19 protein-coding genes and 1 pseudogene are annotated in these 18,847 nt (G+C 46.8%); 15 read left to right on the top strand and 5 right to left on the bottom strand.

Translation table 11 applies throughout. The features are described 5' to 3' along the window. Nucleotides 1–50: 50 nt before the first annotated feature. From BLT91_RS05430 to BLT91_RS05410, 5 genes are all read left to right on the top strand, one after another. Nucleotides 51–182 carry a YlbF family regulator gene (locus BLT91_RS05430; protein ID WP_090817768.1) on the top strand — a complete coding sequence of 44 codons (132 nt, stop codon included), beginning with the start codon at nucleotides 51–53 and terminating at the stop codon, nucleotides 180–182. Between the two features lie 169 nt (nucleotides 183–351). After that, entirely contained in the window at nucleotides 352–639 is a 288-nt protein-coding gene (locus BLT91_RS05425; protein WP_141224934.1) for a hypothetical protein, read from the top strand. A gap of 48 nt (nucleotides 640–687) precedes the next feature. Further along, on the top strand, nucleotides 688–1,659 hold the full coding sequence (locus tag BLT91_RS05420; protein ID WP_141224933.1) for an FAD:protein FMN transferase: 972 nt from the start codon (nucleotides 688–690) through the stop codon (nucleotides 1,657–1,659). A gap of 6 nt (nucleotides 1,660–1,665) precedes the next feature. Beyond that, the gene (locus BLT91_RS05415; protein WP_090817760.1) at nucleotides 1,666–2,238 is read left to right on the top strand and encodes a ferric reductase-like transmembrane domain-containing protein; all 573 of its coding nucleotides are present in this window, start codon (nucleotides 1,666–1,668) and stop codon (nucleotides 2,236–2,238) included. Nucleotides 2,239–2,358: 120 nt separating this feature from the next. Further along, nucleotides 2,359–3,414 carry an acyltransferase gene (locus BLT91_RS05410; protein ID WP_090817758.1) on the top strand — a complete coding sequence of 352 codons (1,056 nt, stop codon included), beginning with the start codon at nucleotides 2,359–2,361 and terminating at the stop codon, nucleotides 3,412–3,414. 82 nt (nucleotides 3,415–3,496) lie between these two features. On the opposite strand, the gene BLT91_RS05405 is transcribed toward BLT91_RS05410, so the two are convergent. Together BLT91_RS05405 and BLT91_RS32645 are read right to left on the bottom strand one after the other, a co-directional pair. Then, on the bottom strand, nucleotides 3,497–4,738 hold the full coding sequence (locus BLT91_RS05405) for an MFS transporter (protein WP_090817756.1): 1,242 nt from the start codon (nucleotides 4,736–4,738) through the stop codon (nucleotides 3,497–3,499). A gap of 226 nt (nucleotides 4,739–4,964) precedes the next feature. Next, a pseudogene (locus BLT91_RS32645) lies at nucleotides 4,965–5,267 on the bottom strand (NADPH dehydrogenase); the annotation flags it as partial. Nucleotides 5,268–5,443: 176 nt separating this feature from the next. On the opposite strand from BLT91_RS32645, the gene BLT91_RS05395 reads away from it, so the two are divergent. The 4 genes from BLT91_RS05395 (at nucleotide 5,444) to BLT91_RS05380 (ending at nucleotide 9,294) form a co-directional block, all read left to right on the top strand. Beyond that, nucleotides 5,444–6,451 (top strand): LLM class flavin-dependent oxidoreductase, encoded by a 1,008-nt coding sequence (locus BLT91_RS05395; RefSeq protein ID WP_090817753.1) that lies wholly within the window; start codon nucleotides 5,444–5,446, stop codon nucleotides 6,449–6,451. Between the two features lie 220 nt (nucleotides 6,452–6,671). Beyond that, complete coding sequence (gene nfsA, locus BLT91_RS05390; RefSeq protein WP_090817750.1) at nucleotides 6,672–7,400, top strand: oxygen-insensitive NADPH nitroreductase; 729 nt, start codon at nucleotides 6,672–6,674, stop codon at nucleotides 7,398–7,400. Nucleotides 7,401–7,503: 103 nt separating this feature from the next. Then, nucleotides 7,504–7,785, top strand: coding sequence for a hypothetical protein (locus BLT91_RS05385; protein WP_175532104.1), 282 nt, complete (start codon nucleotides 7,504–7,506; stop codon nucleotides 7,783–7,785). Between the two features lie 180 nt (nucleotides 7,786–7,965). Then, nucleotides 7,966–9,294, top strand: a complete 1,329-nt coding sequence (locus BLT91_RS05380) for a DRTGG domain-containing protein (RefSeq protein ID WP_254776801.1) — start codon at nucleotides 7,966–7,968, stop codon at nucleotides 9,292–9,294. Here BLT91_RS05380 and BLT91_RS05375 read toward each other — a convergent pair. The 3 genes from BLT91_RS05375 to BLT91_RS05365 all read right to left on the bottom strand — a co-directional run bounded on the left by BLT91_RS05375 (nucleotide 9,291) and on the right by BLT91_RS05365 (nucleotide 10,488). Further along, nucleotides 9,291–9,584: a YtpI family protein gene (locus BLT91_RS05375; protein ID WP_090817747.1), complete on the bottom strand. Its 294-nt coding sequence runs from the start codon at nucleotides 9,582–9,584 to the stop codon at nucleotides 9,291–9,293. The genes BLT91_RS05380 and BLT91_RS05375 overlap by 4 nt on opposite strands. Nucleotides 9,585–9,667: 83 nt before the next feature. Then, nucleotides 9,668–10,069: a sporulation membrane protein YtrI gene (locus BLT91_RS05370; protein WP_141224932.1), complete on the bottom strand. Its 402-nt coding sequence runs from the start codon at nucleotides 10,067–10,069 to the stop codon at nucleotides 9,668–9,670. An 86-nt stretch (nucleotides 10,070–10,155) separates the two neighbouring features. Further along, nucleotides 10,156–10,488, bottom strand: a complete 333-nt coding sequence (locus BLT91_RS05365) for a YtrH family sporulation protein (protein ID WP_090817741.1) — start codon at nucleotides 10,486–10,488, stop codon at nucleotides 10,156–10,158. 124 nt (nucleotides 10,489–10,612) lie between these two features. Between BLT91_RS05365 and BLT91_RS05360 the strand changes: the two genes are divergently transcribed. From BLT91_RS05360 to pyk, 6 genes are all read left to right on the top strand, one after another. Next, complete coding sequence (locus BLT91_RS05360; protein WP_090817738.1) at nucleotides 10,613–14,236, top strand: DNA polymerase III subunit alpha; 3,624 nt, start codon at nucleotides 10,613–10,615, stop codon at nucleotides 14,234–14,236. Between the two features lie 70 nt (nucleotides 14,237–14,306). Next, nucleotides 14,307–14,810, top strand: a complete 504-nt coding sequence (locus BLT91_RS05355) for a phosphatidylglycerophosphatase A family protein (RefSeq protein ID WP_090817735.1) — start codon at nucleotides 14,307–14,309, stop codon at nucleotides 14,808–14,810. 175 nt (nucleotides 14,811–14,985) lie between these two features. Further along, nucleotides 14,986–15,174, top strand: a complete 189-nt coding sequence (locus BLT91_RS05350) for a hypothetical protein (protein WP_028554922.1) — start codon at nucleotides 14,986–14,988, stop codon at nucleotides 15,172–15,174. A gap of 67 nt (nucleotides 15,175–15,241) precedes the next feature. Then, a complete protein-coding gene (gene accD, locus BLT91_RS05345) occupies nucleotides 15,242–16,108 on the top strand; it encodes an acetyl-CoA carboxylase, carboxyltransferase subunit beta (RefSeq protein ID WP_090817732.1) in 867 nt (288 codons plus the stop codon). Next, nucleotides 16,098–17,072, top strand: a complete 975-nt coding sequence (locus BLT91_RS05340) for an acetyl-CoA carboxylase carboxyltransferase subunit alpha (protein WP_090817729.1) — start codon at nucleotides 16,098–16,100, stop codon at nucleotides 17,070–17,072. The genes accD and BLT91_RS05340 overlap by 11 nt, the downstream gene beginning before the upstream one ends. After that, the gene (gene pyk, locus BLT91_RS05335; RefSeq protein WP_090817726.1) at nucleotides 17,065–18,819 is read left to right on the top strand and encodes a pyruvate kinase; all 1,755 of its coding nucleotides are present in this window, start codon (nucleotides 17,065–17,067) and stop codon (nucleotides 18,817–18,819) included. Before BLT91_RS05340 ends, pyk begins: the two co-directional genes overlap by 8 nt. Nucleotides 18,820–18,847: the final 28 nt, after the last annotated feature.

Genomic DNA, 18,847 nt, shown 5'->3' with positions numbered 1-18,847 from the left:
ATTATCGGAAGAGCCCAACCATAAAAGGGAAAAATTAGGGGGAAAGAAACATGAATGTACATGATAAGGCTTATGAATTGGCAAATGCAATAAAGGAAAGCATCGAATATAGGGGAATGAAAGAAATGCGCTCTCGGATCGATGGCGATGTTGAAATTAAAAAGAGGCTATCCGAGAAGTAGTAGACCTACTTAATCGGATAGCCTCCTTTTGTGAGACTTACGTTCATACATATGAAACTCTGATTTCAGTAAATTTTCAGTTTTTGTTAAGGCTATGCTCAGGCTAATGGACAGTAAAGCCATTATAATGAAGATAGGTATAAACGAGCAGAGGGAAGGAACGATCAGGATGAAGAGGTCAAAGTGGAGGAAATGGCAGATCGGAATCGTTATGGGCGTTCTCCTCTTTTATTTATTTCAAGAGGTTAAAGCTAGCCCGCAGTTTCTAGCTGCTGTGACTGCAGCTTCAGCGGCGAAACAGAAGATTGTTCCAGTAACTGTTCAGAAGGAGCATTCCAATAATCGAATGACTGATAACACGGATCCGCGGAGAAGAAATCATGACCGGGTGGCAAACGGTGCGACGGGGTCTTCTCAGTCTCAGTTGAAACCACATACAAGAAGTCAGGCTTCGTAATGAGTAAGGAGATGATGCGTTTTGCTCCAGGAGTTAAGCTTTCGATCGATGAATACACAGATTCAAGTATTGCTAGCTTCAGAATACGAGATATCGAGATTCGAAACGGAAATCATTTCGCATTTTAAAAGTGCGGAGGAACGATTCAGTCGATTTCTTCCAACCAGTGAATGTTCACGATTAAACCAACAGGCTGGTAGCCGATGTATGGTGTCGAAGGAAATGGCAGCTGTACTTGAGCTTTCCCGGCATTATTTTGAAATTACGGAGGGTGTCTTTAATATTTCAATCCTTCCCGCCCTTGAGCGATATGGGTATCAGCGTACTTTCGAGACCTTAAGCAATGGCGATGTATCGGTAGAGGTATCAACTGATCCAATATCGTCAACTCAAATGGATTGCCTACAAATGGATTTGGACACGGCGATGCAGTCCGTACAGATGACCGCTAAGCAGCAAATGGATCTAGGCGGCATTGTGAAGAGCTGGACAGTCCAAGGACTTGCGGCCTCACTTCGTAGGGAATGGCATGTACAAAGTGGGATCGTTAACGCGGGGGGCGATGTTGAAGTATGGGGAGGCGCATCTGATGAAGAACCTTGGGTGATTGCGATTGCTAATCCTCATCGAACCGAACCGTCAGATGAAGTGCTGCTCTTGATGGTGGATGGGGCTGTTGCTACATCCAATACGCAGCGCAGAAGCTGGGAAACCAGCGAGGGAAGGATGCATCATCTTATTGATCCCCGTACGATGAAGCCAAGCAGCTCCTCTGTGATTCAGTGTTCGGTTGTGGGTGATCATTTGGTTGATTGCGAGATTTGGGCGAAAGTAGTGTGCATCTTAGGCATCGAAGAGGGGTTATCCCTTTTTAGGCGGAGTACGCAGCGAATGGAAGCTCTTATTTACACAGAGGATGGATCCCTCCATCATGTGAAGCCAACCACGAATGTGTCCTTTGGTCAATGGATGGGTCTCGAGGCAGACTTTATATATGATTCGAATGAGAAAGGCGGGTAGTAAACAATGATTCAATTTCTGGTTGATTTACCAAGTTGGACACTTATCCGTCTATTTGGTATCTTGTCCTATCTCAGTTTATTTGTCGGGATGGCGCTTGGTATTACCTATAGTTTTCCAACATGGAAGGGTCAAATGAAGGCGCAATTGCTCCGCTGGCACACGACTGCGAATCAATTGGGCACATGTTTGGCTCTGCTGCATACCGTTCTATTAGTCATCGATACGTTCATGCCTTTTGAATGGAAGGAAATTTTGATTCCTTTTACAGCCAAGCAGTCTGCAGGATTGAATGGCATCGGTACTATTGCTTTGTATGGACTGCTGCTGCTCATCTTTACGACAGACATTCGTCATAAATTAAAAAGGAAGCTATGGTTTGCCTTGCACCTGCTGTCATACCCCATTTTTATTTTATCCTTGGTTCATGGGCTCTATATAGGCACAGACAGTTCAAATTTGTTTATCAAAGCCATGTATGTCAGTACGGGGATCCTGTTAGTTGGTTTAACGGCCGTTCGTTTTGTTTTTCGCCCTCGCAAGCGTCAGGTTCGGGAGCAGGAGACGTATCCTGTATAGAGGAAAGGAGTTCCTATTTCAGTGATATAGGAACTTTTTGTTGGTCTTGATATTGCGAAAAGTGTCGAAACTGTCTATAGTTAAAGGGTATTTATTAGGAAAAGAGGACTTGAAACCGACATGGCAAAACCAAAAATCAAGGAGCTCGATATCGTTAGAGCATTCGCTATCCTAGCTGTCGTCCTGATTCACGTTACAGCGGACTGGACAGTGGATCCAGCTTTAAAGGGAAGCAGCACGCAGCTGCTCATTTTATTTTTAAACAAAATCAGCTATTTTGCCGTTCCTGTTTTTATTTTTTTGAGTGGTATCGTTTTGTTCTACATATATACGGATAATTGGAGCGCCAAGCAGGCCGTCATCTTTTATTGGAAACGTGTCCGTCAGGTTTTAGTTCCTTATATCGTCTGGTCGTTTTTCTACTATATATATAATCCTTGGCTTTGGACGCCTGGGCATCCCATAAAGGTCGATCTACGTGTGTTTCTGGAGCAATTAAAATGGGCTGATTCCGGTTATCACTTGTATTTCATGATTATTATCGTGCAGTTTTACCTGCTGTTTCCGCTGCTAGTTTGGGCCGTAAGAAATGCGCGTTGGTTTCGACAAACGCTGGCACTGTGGGGATTAGCTATTCAGGCGGGCGTGTATATTTATAGTCATTGGTTCGGTACGATTAGCCATAAACCAGAGCTTTGTATCACCTATTTCGGGTACTTCCTTGTTGGTGGTGCAATCGGTATGAACTACGGGGCATTTCGTTCTTGGCTCGATCGTAACAAGGGCTGGATTCTTCCGGGTGCGATTTTTAGCGGAATTGCGTATACAATGCTCTTTCTACTGGGATTAAAAGGATATCAGTTTGAAAATACGTGGTATGAGCTGCTATGGCTGCTCTATAGTATTGGAATAGGTGTAGGCTTTATCTGGATAGCGAAATGGCTTCTGCAAAAATCAGCCAATTTGGCAAGATTTCTCATTTCACTAGGCTCAGTATCATTTGGTGTGTACTTGATGCATCCAGCGCTGCTATCTCTTTGGAAGTATAAGGTTCATATGCCGGGCTCAATTTTGTTATTCAATATGTACAACGTGATCGTTTTTGTACTCATTATCGCGATTCCTTGGGTACTGACTCTGCTCTACCGCAAAGTAAGAAAGCTGCTATCGATTTGAGTGAAGTGTGAAGGGAAGACCTTGCTGCTGCGGGGTCTTTTGTCTGTTTTGGGGGAAGCCAAAGCTTTCCCTTTTACTGTATTTAGCGTTTACGAAGCACCCGACTAAAAGCAACAAGAATCGGAGATAGCAGCACAGCTGCAATCACAAGCGACGTTCGGATCGAGAATCGGTTGCCGACCCAACCGACAAGCGGCCCGCCACAGGTTTGGCCGAGTGCGTCCGATTGGCTCATCATCGAGAGGACGGTTGCTCGGGACTTGCTGTCGATGTTCAGGTTGAGCCACGTGTCGTAAATTGGTGCACTGAGAGTTCTGATTGCGCCGAGAACGAGAACAGAGACCAACGCCCAAGCAAAGTTCGGAGAGAAGCCGAACGAGAGTAGGGCGGCCATACGTGCCGCGGTCAGCACGAACATGCCGACGAAGACGACACGTTGGCTGCCCATATCCAACCGCTTCTCGGCAATCCACATGGTAAACAGGCTGAGACAAGTGGAGAGAACAGCAATTAGACCGAGCCATGCGGAAATAGGAAGCGTATTGCCTAGCGGGAAGCCGACTTCTTTTATTAGATGCGCTTCCCAAAGCCGATCATATCCTTCTGAAGAGGCACCACTAAACAAGGTGACGACGAGTATCATCAGCAGTAGGGGATTCCCGCTTATGACCTTCGTGCCAGACAACCACATCGTCTTCATGTTCTGCCAATTCGAGGGGTCAGCGGCACGTGCTGAACGAACAAACTTCGTCTCCTTCATGAAGAAGACAAGGAAGACGCCTACACCCAAATAAATCATACCACCTATGAGATACGGCAGGTTCGTTGCTACAGTAGACAAGCCTACACTCAATGCGATACCTGTCAATGTACCGAAGAGGGACAATCGCTTAGCCCGCAGGAAAATACGGCCAACGTTCTCTTCCCCAACCTCATCGACAATCCAAGCCGAATGGGCGCCACTGATAAAGGTTTCCCCCATACCGCGTATGGCTTCTGCAATGAGAAGGCCAATAAATAGCGAGATCATCGGACTAAGCATCGGCAGCCAAATCACGCTGCCTTTGAGCACGAACGCCCCACCAACTACAAACATCCCGATGATGACCGATGTCCTACGGCTGTATGTATCGGCGATAACGCCCGTGATTCCTTCAAAAATAAGAACAGTTAATTCCAATACCGTTCCCACCATAAGCAGCTGGAATGGGTTCAATCCAAGCGTCATGATATAATAGACTGCATAAGTTGTGAACATTGTTGTGTTTGCCATGGATATCATAAATCCCGTAATGGTATAAACCTGTGACACGTGTAACTTCATGAAAGCCATATCCTCCCTTTCTGGTTCCGCCTGATCTCTAACACCTCTGAGAGTAATTTATTTTGATTATAAATGCTTTTTCTCAGCATGGTAGGTAAAGTTTGGGTTTAGCTGAAAAGTATGGTTTCCGATGGCTATGAGGTGAACATCGTTCAACAAAAAACACAGCCTCCGCGTATAAATACTCCCGGAGGCTGTGTTTTTTAGTATCCGCTTTTGTACTGTGCGGGATGTTAGTTTGTTCATTTTTTAGGGTAATGGCTGCGTGTACAGCCCAGTAAGGAACTCGCAGCATACCGCGTGCGATGGCTATTAAATCTGCGTCCTCGTTGCCAACGATAGATTGAGCAAGTGCTGGGTCTTCCAGCATGCCTACAGCAACGACTGGCACTTCCAGTGCCGGACAGTTCAATCGCATGATCGATATCGTATCCGCCGTCAGCGTACTCGACAGCAGAGATGCGGAAAGATGCGGCATCTCAGCAGGCATTTCCTTTTTCACGGCTTGAATGACTTCCACACCAAATCTGGGCTCGCCCAAAGACCAAAGCGATAGTAGTCTGATTAGAATAAATTCGGACAAGCTTCTGAAAGCTATAGGCTATCTGCCTATTATTGCAGAGGCTTGTTTTCATATAAAAATATACTAATTTACAAAAAGTAAGCACATGCTTATAGTTATATAAAATGGAGGTTGACCATTAAATGATTCCTTTTTCTATTTTAGATCTAGCTCCTGTTATCGTAGGCGGGACGCCTAGAGATTCCTTTCACCGTTCACTGGATCTGGCGAAACATGCCGAGCAATGGGGCTACCATCGATATTGGCTCGCCGAGCATCACAATATGCCGGGAATCGCAAGTTCGGCCACATCCTTAGTCATCAGTCATGTAGCAAGCGGGACAGAAAAAATCCGTGTAGGCTCTGGCGGCATCATGCTGCCCAATCATGCTCCACTTGTAATAGCGGAGCAGTTCGGAACCTTGGAATCGTTGTATCCTGGTCGCATCGATTTAGGTTTGGGCAGAGCTCCAGGGTCTGACCAGTTAACTGCGCGTGCGCTGCGCCGCGGCTTAGGAGGCGATGGACATGATTTCCCTGAAATGCTCAATGAGCTGCGCGGGTACTTGGATCCATCGCTAGAATCCGCCGTACCGGGTGTTCGAGCCGTTCCGGGGGAAGGACTTAATATTCCCATCTGGCTGCTGGGTTCTAGCGGTTTTAGCGCTCAGCTGGCAGGACAGCTTGGGCTACCCTTCGCTTTCGCGAGCCATTTTGCCCCGGATTATCTGCTTCCGGCACTCGAATTGTATCGCGGCAGTTTCCGTCCTTCGGAAGCGCTGGATAAGCCCTACGCTATGGTGGGGATTAACATTATTGCCGCCGATACGGATGAAGAGGCCCAAAGGCTGGTTACCTCGCTGCAGCAGCAGTTCTTAAATATTATCCGCGGTCGAAGAGGTCTGTTGAATCCTCCGGTAGACAGTTTGGAGCCTCTGTGGACTCCTCAGGAAAAAGCGTATGTTGACCAACAATTGAGTTATTCCATCGTAGGGAATAGGGATACCGTGCGCGAGAAGCTGCGAATTCTGCAACAGCAAACGGAAGCCGATGAATGGATTATCGCCGCTCAGATTTTTGATTATGAGGCGCGGTTAAAATCGTATCAAATCGTTGCTGAAGTCATGAAAGCAACGAATTCCGCAAGCTGATTATCGCAGGACTTCTCCTCGCCATTGTCAGCTATGGGGAGGCTCATAGAACGAATGCCAACGCGAGGAGCGGCTCCTAGATTTAGGTTTTAAAAAATTTCGTTTAGCAGATACTGAAATTAGATATGCAGACAATGAAGGATCCGTTATGATGGTTTGTCGACCATAGCGGTGAGAGTCTCAAAAATAAATTCTCTTACAGAAGAAAGGTTGTTCAAGCATGAACGAAATAATTACTTTATTGCAAAATCATCGCTCGATTCGTAAGTTTACGGATCAACCTGTCAGTGAAGTGCAGTTGAACGCTATTCTGGCAGCTGCTCAAGCGGCCTCTACATCAAGCAATATGCAGGCGTACAGCTTTATCCACGTTACGGATAAAGGGCTCAAGAGCCAGCTTGCCGCGCTTGCTGGCAATCAACCTTACGTCAGCGAGTGTCCGCTGTTCCTTGTATGGTGCGGCGATTTGCACCGCTACGCGCAGGCTGTCCACCGTCATGGGGACACGCCGGTTACTGGCAATGCTGAGAATTTCATCGTTGCCACGGTAGATGCTGCACTCGCTGCGCAAAATGCAGCCATTGCCGCCGAGTCGCTTGGCCTCGGCGTAGTATTTATCGGCGGGCTGCGCAACAAGCCTGCTGAGGTGTCTCAGCTGCTGGGCTTGCCGCAGCTGGTGTACCCCGTCTTCGGCATGTGCATCGGTATGCCGGATCAAGAGCCGCTGCAGCGCCCGCGGCTTCCGCGAGAAGCCGTGTACCACGAGAATCGGTATACGGACAATCCAGTCGCAGTCGACGTGTACGATGAGAGCATCCGCGACTATATGAAGGTTCGTACCGACGGGAAAGTGGATACGACCTGGTCCAAAGAAATGGCCGCCAAAGCGCAGCGGCCGCGCGAGCACATGAAAGCGTTCCTGAGCGAACAGGGCTTCTTGGTTGAGTAAGCCTTTAATCTTTCGCTTTGAACTCATATAACAAGAACTTGTCTCATACAATGAAGAAGGTAAGAGACAGGTTTGAGGTTATCAGAGCGAAAGGAGTGTGACCATGTTGAAAGGCTTAAAAAATGTTGTGTACATGAGCTTAGCATTAGGCATGCTATTTTACTCCGTTCCCCAGTTAGAGTTTCGAGATGTGGGGTCCTTGCCTATGATTTTTAGTGTCATCTGGATCGCGATGGCACTTCTCGTGATAGCGTCTCATCTGCACCAAATACTGGGTGTGGATGAAGAGAAACGCAAAGAGCTGAGCCGCATCAATCGAATGAAAAGATGGAAGTTGGAACAGCTTGTCCAAGGTCGCAGAAAAATGCTGCAATTTCGCAAATAGCGCTAAGATGAGATTTCCATTTTGACAACGAACATATGTTTGCTATAATAAGAATAAAGCATCCAATCCAATAGGGTTGGATTTTTTCTTTAAGAAAGCTTTCCTCATTGTTCTTACCCTTTGGAACGCTTATACTAGTAGTACAGAGTAGTACAGGAACAAGTAAATGAGGTGTAACAGTTGGATACACAATCCGTGGATAATTTAACAAAGCATGAACAAATATTACGTTATATTGAAAGCTTGAAGCTCGGCAGCCGGATCTCGGTGCGAAAGATTGCAAAGAACATGGAAGTTAGTGAAGGCACCGCTTACCGAGCAATTAAAGAGGCTGAGAATCAAGGTTTGGTCTCGACCAAAGAGCGGATCGGAACCGTGAGAGTTGAAAAGAAACTGCGGCAAAACATTGACAAACTGACTTTTTCTGAAGTCGTGAATATGGTGGATGGACAAGTGCTTGGAGGCTCACGTGGACTCCACAAGACGCTGCACAAGTTCGTCATCGGGGCGATGGAGCAGGACGCCATGATGCGTTACATTGAGGCTGGCAGCCTTCTTATCGTAGGTAACCGAAACAGGGCCCATTTCTGTGCGTTAGAACAAGGCGCAGGTGTGTTGATCACAGGGGGATTTGATACCAGTTCAGAGGTGAAAGTACTAGCTGACCAGCTAGAGCTGCCCATTATTTCGAGCAGTTACGACACATTCACAGTAGCCTCAATGATTAATAGAGCAATATATGATCGATTGATTAAGAAGAAGATTATGCTTGTAGAGGACATCCTAGCTTCAGGTGCTTCCCTCTATGCGCTTAAGGCACATAGCACATTGAAAGACTGGCAGCGCATGTCGGAGGATACGGGCTATAGCCGTTTTCCCGTTGTCGATGAGTGGAATCGTATTATTGGTGTCGTGACCTCCAAGGATATGGTGGGTGCCAATTCTTTGCAAACGGTGGATAAACTGATGACGCGCAGTCCCCTAACCGTTTCACCTCAAACCTCTGTAGCCTCTGCTGCTCATATGATGGTATGGGAAGGCATTGAACTGCTGCCTGTTGTTGATACGAACCGCAAGATGCTGGGTGTATTGAACCGCAGTGATGTGCTGAAAGCCATGCAGTATATCCAAAAGCAGCCGCAGCATGGCGAAACGTTTGAGGATTTAATCTGGTCCGGACTAGAAGAGGTCAGGGATGAGAAGGGGGCGCTGCAGTTTCACGGCGTCATTACTCCGCAGATGACAAATCATCTGGGAACGGTATCGGAAGGTGTTCTCACAACGTTAATGACCCAGGCAGCTTACCGCATTGTGCAGGAACACAAGAAGGGTGATCTCGTCATGGATAATATGTCGACCTATTTCTTAAAACCACTGCAAATAGATTCGAAAATAGAAATACGACCCACCATCATTGAGGTGAGCCGTAAATTTGGCAAAATAGATGTAGAAATATATCATGCAGGCACTTTGGTTTCCAAAGCGATGCTAACCGCTCAAGTGATCTAACGCAGCATCCGATCGAAGTGCCCATGATTGCGAATGCCGGCGAATAAGTTGAACAGACCCAGCAAGACAAGAACGGTGCCGAAGATGCGGCGAAAGCTGGATTCACTAAAGAAGAAGATTTGGGTGACCGCGATCAGAACTAGCATCAATCCCATGCAAATATTCATGCGAGCCGAGAATAAACCGCGTTTGGCCATATCCGCCTCGCGTCGAGAGCGGAAGCTGAAATACACGGACAGCCCTAGCAGTATGCAAATAAGGGAGAATAAAGTGATTTGAATGGCGAACATATGTATAATCCGTCCTTTAAGCGATTTTACTGTTTACTTTAGCGATTTTATCGAAAGATTGCAATCTTCGACTATCTAGATCGTTAGGTTCGTTTTTCTTGAGCTGTAATCCAGACGGTCAGCTCGGTTTGAATTAATACGATGGATTTGACCTCAACGATATACTTTTTATCATGTAAAACATATGTCCGCTGGGTAATAATTCTTTCATAAAGGGGCTGAGAGTCCCGCACGAACGCGACTTTTTGACCAATTACGAGTTTGAGCTCACTCTTCACATCCCCCTCGATTTCTTTCTGAATATCTTCACTGATGAGATCGTTTTGGCTTTTGGGAAGTAAATGCACGTTGACTACATTAATCAATGATTGTTTATTTCGCGTTTTATTTAAGCTCTCGATATCGGAACGAAGTTCGGCGTTTTCTTCCAAATATTTATGCATCTGCACATAGAGCTCATTATAGGTGTGCTGATGTATGCTCATATAAATTGCGCTCCCAATTATGGCCCCCGAAACCATCAGTCCGAAGCTCGAAAGCAGACGTTGATATCGGGCAAAAGGAGGGATCCTCAAGACTGATGGCCTCCCCTGCAGATCATTTGAATGAGTGAAGTGCCCATCTGTGCCCCAGTGAAGGCAACGACGATCAGAACGATTTGTTTAATCGCCGGATTCAAATGCCCAACAGCTACATGGCTTTCAATATAGCGTATCGGATCAATCGTGCCGCCGACTGCAGCCACCATGGCCCAGATTTTAATGTTTTCTGAAATAGTCAGCATTTTTTCCGTAGGTGATTGAAGGGTGAGTACGGCAGCAATTCCACTTAACATGCTGCCTCCGAATACAACCCCGAAGGAAATTGCGAAATGCATGATAATATCGGCCAAAAAGACATACATGTCCTTATCGCTTCCTTTCTAACTGAGTTAAAGAGGACAAACTCTCTATACTTAATGTATGGGAAAGATCAGCTACAATATGATAATATGTAAGGAATAAAATGAGAGAAGGGAGGAAATGCTGATGAGTTCGTTTGTACACTTACACGTGCATAGTGAATACAGTTTATTAGATGGTGCCGCACGTATGGAGGAGCTTGTTTCACATGCGGCTGATCTTGGCATGACCTCTCTGGCTTTGACGGATCACGGTGTTATGTACGGTGCAATCGCCTTCTATAAGGCATGCAAACAACGAGGCATCAAACCTATTATTGGGTGTGAGGTCTATTTCACAGCAGGCTCCATTCGCGATAAAGGGACGAGACAAGAACAGCCTATCTATCACCTCATTCTGCTCGCTAAGAACTTTCAAGGCTACCAAAATTTAATGAAGCTCTGTTCAATCGGACAGTTACAGGGCTTTCACTATAAACCTCGTATCGATTTGGAACATTTAGCCAGGCATTCAGAGGGACTTATTTGTCTGAGCTCCTGCTTAGGCAGCGAGGTTTCTCAGCATTTGCTTCACAATCGTCACGATGAAGCCAAAAAAGCTGCTGAACGCTATCGCGGCATTTTCGGTGATGATTTCTTTCTGGAAATTCAAGATCATGGGATGATTGAACAGAAAAAAGTGATGATCTCGATGATCGAGCTGAGTAAAGAATCGGGAATCCCGCTTATCGCCACGAATGATGTGCACTATGTGACAGAACCGGATCATGTGATGCAGGACATCCTCATTTGTATTGGTACAGGCAAAACCGTGGAGGACACGGACCGTCTTCGCATGGGAACGAGCCAGATGTATTTGAAAAGCGAAGAGGAGATGAGCCGTTTATTCGTTCATGTTCCCGAAGCGCTTACGAATACGAACGTTGTGGCTTCACGCTGTGAACTCGAACTAGAGTTCGGCAAATCGATTTTGCCAAGCTTTCGTCCTATTCCTGAGCATCTCACGGCTGGAGAATATTTGCAGGAACTCTGTTTACAAGGGTTAGAGCAGCGCTATTCTTCTAATCCGGAGTGGTATTCAGAGGATTCACCGCTGCGGAAACAAGCGGAAGAACGTCTTGCTTATGAGTTAGGTGTCATTGAGAAGATGGGATTTTCAGATTACTTCTTGATCGTATGGGATTTCATCCGTTTTGCTCACGAGAAGAGTATCATGACGGGACCAGGCAGAGGATCTTCTGCCGGAAGTCTAGTTGCTTATGTACTGCGCATTACGAATGTGGATCCGATTAAATATAAGCTGTTGTTTGAACGTTTTCTTAACCCAGAACGGATTACGATGCCGGATATTGATATCGATTTTAGCGATGAACGCCGGGATGAAGTGATTGACTACGTGGTTGCCAAATATGGGCACGAGCATGTCGCGCAAATTATTACCTTCGGGACGATGGCGGCCAAAGCCGCGGTAAGGGACGTCGGACGTGTACTAAATGTACCATATGGAGATGTTGATCGTGCGGCCAAGGCGATTCCGAATCAACTAGGTATGACCTTGGCGGAAGCACTTCAGGTTAGCTCTGATTTAAAAGCGCTGGTATCCAAACAGCCCAAGACAGCAGAATTGCTTGAAATGGCGATGCGTGTTGAAGGAATGCCGCGCCATGCATCAACACATGCTGCAGGTGTTGTTATTTCCAGAGAACCGTTGACGCAGTATGTTCCTCTCCAAGAAGGCACGGCTCAAACAGCTCTTACCCAGTATACGATGGAACATTTGGAAGCCATCGGACTGTTGAAAATGGATTTTCTCGGCTTGCGGACGCTGTCTATTATAGAACGAACGGTTGACTGGATTGCACAGATGGAAGACGTGCGCCTCAACTTTGATGTGCTTAATATGGATGAGGATGCAGTGACCTATGGTATGCTCAGTAAGGGGGAGACGACGGGCGTCTTCCAACTGGAGTCAACAGGTGTACGCAAAGTGTTGAAGGATTTGAAGCCCTCTGTTTTTGAAGATATTATTTCCGTTTTGGCCTTGTACCGTCCAGGTCCGATGGAGTTTATACCGAAATATATTTTTGGGAAACACGGACAGATGGAGGTCGTCTATCCGCACCCCACGTTAGAACCTATCCTTCGGGATACGTACGGCATTATCGTGTACCAGGAGCAAATTATGCAAATTGCTTCATCAATGGCTGGTTTTAGCTTAGGTGAAGCGGATCTGTTAAGACGAGCTGTTTCCAAGAAGAAAAGGGAAGTGCTGGATGAAGAACGGGCACATTTCGTTTCGGGCAGCTTGCGTCAAGGGTTTAATGCCGAAGATGCTAACCATGTGTATGATATGATCGTGCGTTTTGCAGATTATGGTTTCCCGCGAGCGCATGCAACGGCTTATGGGGTGCTGGCATTCCAAACCGCCTACTTAAAAGCGCATTATCCGATTTATTTCATGGCTTCTATGTTAACGGCGGTGATGGGGAATCACAGGAAGGTAGCCGAATATGTGGATGAATGTCGACGGATGAAGCTGGCTGTGCTGCCGCCGGATGTGAATGGGAGCGGAACGGTGTTTACACCTGATCCTATGGCCGGGGCGATCCGCTTTGGACTTGCAGCGATTAAGAATGTGGGTACCCAAGCGATCGATGCTATTCTTAGTGAACGTAAGCAATCGCCCTTCGAGAGCTTACTTGATTTCTGCAGACGAGTTGATTTACGCGTGTGTAATAAACGGGTCATTGAATCACTGATACAAGGAGGGGCCTTTGATACCCTTGGCGGGCATCGCGCTCAGCTGATGGCCATACTAGATGAAACGATTGCTTCCGCTACGAAATGGCGCAAGGAGCGGGATGATCTGCAGCTCCACCTTTTCGGCTTCGTTGAGGAACCGAACTGGGAAGTGGAGGTTCCGAACATTCCACAGATGCCGCAGAGCAAACAATTGGAGCTCGAGAAGGAACTTCTTGGCATGTATATATCCGGGCATCCGCTTGATGCCTTCGCGTTGCAGCTAGCAGAGATGGAAGCGGTTATGATTCATCAGCTGGGCGAGCTGCCGGATAATAGCGAGGTGCTTGTAGCTGGGATGATCCTTTCGAATAAAACGATCGTCACGAAGAAGGGGCAGCCCATGGCATTCATGGAGCTAGAGGATCGAATCGATAAAGCCGAGGTGGTGTTGTTTCCCGAGACCTGGAAGAACGCGGCTCCGCTCGTGCAGAAGGGCAGACTCGTCCTCGTCCGGGCGAAGCTGCAGCTTCAGGACGAGGACCCGCCCAAGCTGCTCGCGGAGCAGCTTGTCGCGTTGGACGACCCTGCGGGCGTCCAACGGCTTCGCCGGCAGCCTGCGCGTGCGGCAGCCGGCTCTGGCGGTGCGCGGAGCGTCGCCGCCGTAACGCAGGCGGCCGCCTCAACGGGCCGCCAGGAGCCCCGCGCTGCATCGCAGCCTGCGCGGACAAGCGCTGCCCGGCCGCAGGCTGCGGGCAGCGAGAAAACCGCTGCGGAGCCGAAGGCGCAGCGGGTGTTCGTCAAGATCTCGGCTGACTGCGAGCAGCCGGACAAACTGCTGCAGCTGAAGGCGCTGCTGAAGCTGTACAAAGGACCGCTCGCGGTTGCGCTATTCTACGAAAGCAGCAACAAGCTCTTGGCCCTGAGTGATCAATATTTGGTCGATCCTTCCAAGGATCTGATCCGGATGATTGAGACCATCATGGGCAAAGATTCGGTCAGAGTGAAATAAAGAATGCTTCCTCCGCATATGAATAGGAACCCGGCATTTCAGGGTCAATACATGCGATGGAGGAGGACTTATGACCGAACAACAACATATGATCCAATTGCTGCAAAAGCGTGGTGTAACGGTAGAACAAATCTCTGAAATTGTGTTCAGGCTGCAAAAGCCCTATAATGATCAACTTTCCGAAGAAGAGTGTATCGAAAGTGTGCTGGCTGTTCTTTCCAAGCGGGAAGTGCAGTATACGCTATACACGGGTATTGCGCTTGATGAATTGGCGGAGAAGAAGCTGTTACCCGAGCCGTTGCAGTCAATTCTTGAGGCAGATGAACCCCTGTTCGGTGTTGATGAAACTCTGGCCCTGGGCATTGTTCATGTGTATGGGATGATTGGCTTAACTAGTTTTGGTTATCTGGATAAAGAAAAAATGGGTATAATCCGGACCTTGAATGATGATCGGAGTTCTGTGCATGTTTTTTTAGATGATTTGATCTGTGGATTAGCGGCAGCTGCTTCTGCCAGAATCGCTCATCAGAATGAGCATGCGCCTGATTATAGCAGTAAACTACGTCTGGACTAGACCTAATAGTTCAGACTTCACTTTTTTTCATGAAAGTGCTCTGTTGCGGGAAAAAGAGAAATTATGATATCATTATTCCATTGTGTGTGCCTGTGCTTATAAAGGATGTTTACTATCATCGTTGCTAACTTGCCCTAATCCGTGTAGTTGTACTTCATAGGAGGTTTTTTTTTTCATGTGGACGGTGATATACATAGCTCCTACCGCGAAAATTGCAGAGCGGATTAAACAGAGGCTGACGGAAGAAGGATTTCTCGTACAAGTCAGGGGTATCTCCTTATCCAAAAATCAGTTCGAAATCGTTGTTCCCGAAGGGGAATTAGAAGAAGTGCAAGAAGTGCTCAATTCTATTTTACATAGATAGTGAAAAGTAGAAATAAGTAACATGGCTTGTCAGCGATTCACGATAATAGCCAATTAGAGGTGGAAATGTGCTAAAGGATTTATTTCAAAAGCGTAAATATGCAACGATTCCTTCTGAGAAAACAAAAAGGGAAATTCCCGAAGGTTTAATGAATAAATGCCCGAAATGCGGTACGATTCAAACGAGCAAAGAGCTTGAGAAAAACCTTAAAGTCTGTACAGCCTGCGGCTACCATTATCGTTTAAGCGCAATGGAACGTATCCAATTAACGCTCGATGAAGGCCAGATTTTGGAATATGACGCGGATATGATCTCCGAAGACCCATTGCAGTTCCCTGATTACGCAGAGAAATTAGATAAAGCGAAGAGTACAACGAAATTACAAGATGCGATTATTACCGGGGAAGGTACGATTGGTGGCTATCCGGTTATTGTTGCGGCTATGAGTTTTGATTTTATGGGCGGATCACTTGGCTCCGTTGTTGGAGAGAGAATAACTAGGGCGGTCGAAGCCGCTATTGAGAAGAAAGTTCCCATTATCATCTACTCCACATCAGGTGGAGCACGTATGCAAGAAAGCATTCTTAGTTTGATGCAAATGGCGAAAACAAGCGCTGCTTTGTCCAAACTCAGTGCCGAAGGCGGATTGTTTATTTCGATCATTACGGATCCGACTTTCGGTGGTGTATCCGCGAGTTTTGCTATGTTGGGTGACATTATTATTGCCGAGCCGGCAGCGCCATTTGGATTCACGGGCCGCCGTGTCATTGAACAAACAATTAAACAAAAACTGCCGGACAATTTCCAGACATCTGAATTCAATCTCGAGCATGGTCAGCTCGACAAGGTCGTAAGCCGTAAGGATATGAGACCTACGTTAATCAAGCTGTTGGACATGCACGGAGTGAAGGAGGAGGCGAATTATGGCGGGTGAAATGCCGTTTGAACAGCCGCTGGCGGAACTAAAGAGCAAGATAGCTGAACTGCGTAAATTCGGTGCAGAGAAACAAATTGACTTTTCAGAGGAAATACGCCGTTTGGAAGAAAGATACGTCCAGCTGGAGGATGAACTTTATGCGAGTATGTCTTCTGCTGAAAAAATGCAGTTAGCTCGTCATCCGCAAAGGCCAACGACGATTGATTATATTTTGTCTATTTTCACAGATTTCATAGAGTTTCATGGCGATCGACTATATGGGGATGACCTTGCGATAGTAGGCGGACTAGCCAAGTTGAACGGAATTCCTGTCACTGTTGTCGGTCATCAAAAAGGGAAAGATACGAAGGATAATATCGCTCGCAACTTCGGATGTCCGCATCCGGAAGGATTCCGTAAAGCGCTGCGTATGATGCGTCAAGCTAACAAATTTAAACGTCCTATCATTACGTTTATTGATACCAAAGGTGCGTTCCCAGGGAATGCTGCAGAAGAGCGTGGTCAAGGAGAAGCGATTGCCAGAAATTTACTGGAAATGGCCTCTTTTCGTGTGCCGATCATCTGTATTGTTATTGGAGAGGGCGGCAGTGGTGGCGCACTCGCATTAGGTGTAGGAAACAAGGTGTTAATGTTGGAGAATGCTATCTATTCGGTTATTAGTCCCGAAGGCGCAGCTTCCATCTTATATAAAGATGCTTCCAAAGCCTTACACGCGGCAGAAGCTATGAAAATTACTGCGGATCATATCTTGGAGCTGGGCGTGATCGACGGTATTATTCCGGAGCCCAAAGGCGGCGCACACCGAGATCCGGCAACACAAGCAGAATTCATCAAAACAGCTATCTGGGAACAGCTTCAGCATTTGCTAAGTATGAACGGACAGGAGCTGCTCGAGGACCGTTACCGCAAATTTAGAGATATAGGTCGGTTCACATTCACTCAGGAGGGAAACCATGCGTAAAACGAAAATTGTCTGTACCATTGGACCTGCAAGCGAATCACTTGAGAATTTGAAAAAACTTCTTGAAGCGGGAATGAACGTTGCCCGTCTTAATTTCTCCCACGGAGATTTTGATGAGCATGGCGCACGTATTCGTAACCTTCGCGCAGCATCTGCTGAGACAGGCAAAGTAGCCGCTATTCTGCTTGATACCAAAGGACCGGAAATTCGTACGGGTAAATTGAAAGAAGAGCCGATTGAGCTCGTTCAGGACAAGCACATCATTTTGACAACAGAAGAAATTTTGGGGGATGTAGACCGTATCTCGGTTACTTATTCGAATCTGCCGCGTGACGTTGAGGTAGGATCTACCATTCTAATCGATGATGGTTTGATTGGTCTTTCGGTTGTTGATATTCGCGGAACAGAAATCGAGTGCCGTATTATCAATGGTGGAACAATGAAAAGCAAAAAAGGTGTTAACGTGCCAGGCGTGAAAATCAGCCTTCCAGGTATCACTGAAAAAGATGCGAACGATATCGTGTTCGGAATCGAGCAAGGCGTAGATTTCATCGCAGCTTCTTTCGTTCGGAAAGCAAGTGATGTTATGGAAATTCGTGAATTGCTGGAAAGACATAATGCATCGCACATCCAAATTATTAGTAAAATCGAAAACCAAGAGGGCGTTGATAACTTAGACGAAATCCTTGAAGTTTCCGATGGTCTAATGGTTGCTCGTGGAGATCTTGGTGTTGAAATTCCAGCTGAAGACGTTCCTGTTGTTCAAAAACAAATGATCAAAAAATGTAACATCGTAGGTAAGCCGGTTATTACGGCAACGATGATGCTCGACTCGATGCAGCGTAACCCGCGTCCAACGCGCGCAGAAGCTAGTGACGTTGCGAATGCAGTTTTCGACGGTACGGATGCTGTGATGCTGTCAGGTGAAACTGCTGCAGGTAAATACCCGGTTGAATCCGTGCAAACGATGGCTCGTATCGCTGAGCGTGCGGAAGCAGCATTGGAATATAAGGAAATTTTCCTTCGTCAAGCACAAGCCCAACAAGTTACGGTAACCGAAGCGATTTCTCAAGCGGTAGCTAACTCTGCTTTGGAGTTGGGTGCAAAAGCGATTCTAACGGCTACGGAAAGTGGATATACAGCTAGAATGGTATCCAAATACCGTCCGAAAGCGCCTATCATTGCAGTTACTCCTAGCGAGCAAGTGATTCGTCGTTTATCCCTCGTATGGGGTGTTATTCCGGTGAAGGGAAATACCGCGAAAACAACGGACGAGCTGTTCAACCTTGCGGTGGACAGCAGTATTAAAACAGGTATCGTGTCTCTTGGAGATATCGTCGTTATTACAGCAGGCGTCCCTGTTGGACGCTCTGGAACTACGAACTTAATCAAGGTTCATCAAGTTGGTGAGATGATTGCCAAAGGAACAGGTATCGGCATGCAAACGGCAAGCGGTATTGTTGTAACGGCTCGTACTCCTGAAGAAGCTAATGCTAAAATGGTAGACGGTGCAGTACTTGTAACCGTGTCGACAGATAAAGAATATATGCCGGCCATACAAAGAGCTTCGGCGCTGATTACCGAAGTAGGCGGCATCACTTCCCATGCGGCAGTAGTAGCACTAAGCCTTGGGATTCCGGTTATTGTCGGCGTTGAGAACGCAGTAGAAATCATCAAAGACAGTACACAAGTTTCGATCTATCCGGAAGTTGGGGTTATCTACTCCGGTCAAGCGAGCGTTCTTTAGTTATAACGAAGAGTGAAGCGAGATGTAT

Source organism: Paenibacillus sp. yr247 (assembly GCF_900103825.1).
In the GTDB taxonomy this organism is placed as follows: Bacteria; Bacillota; Bacilli; order Paenibacillales; family NBRC-103111; genus Paenibacillus_E.
Note: the sequence above shows the minus strand (reverse complement) of the source record. Positions and strands in the feature narration are given on the sequence as shown.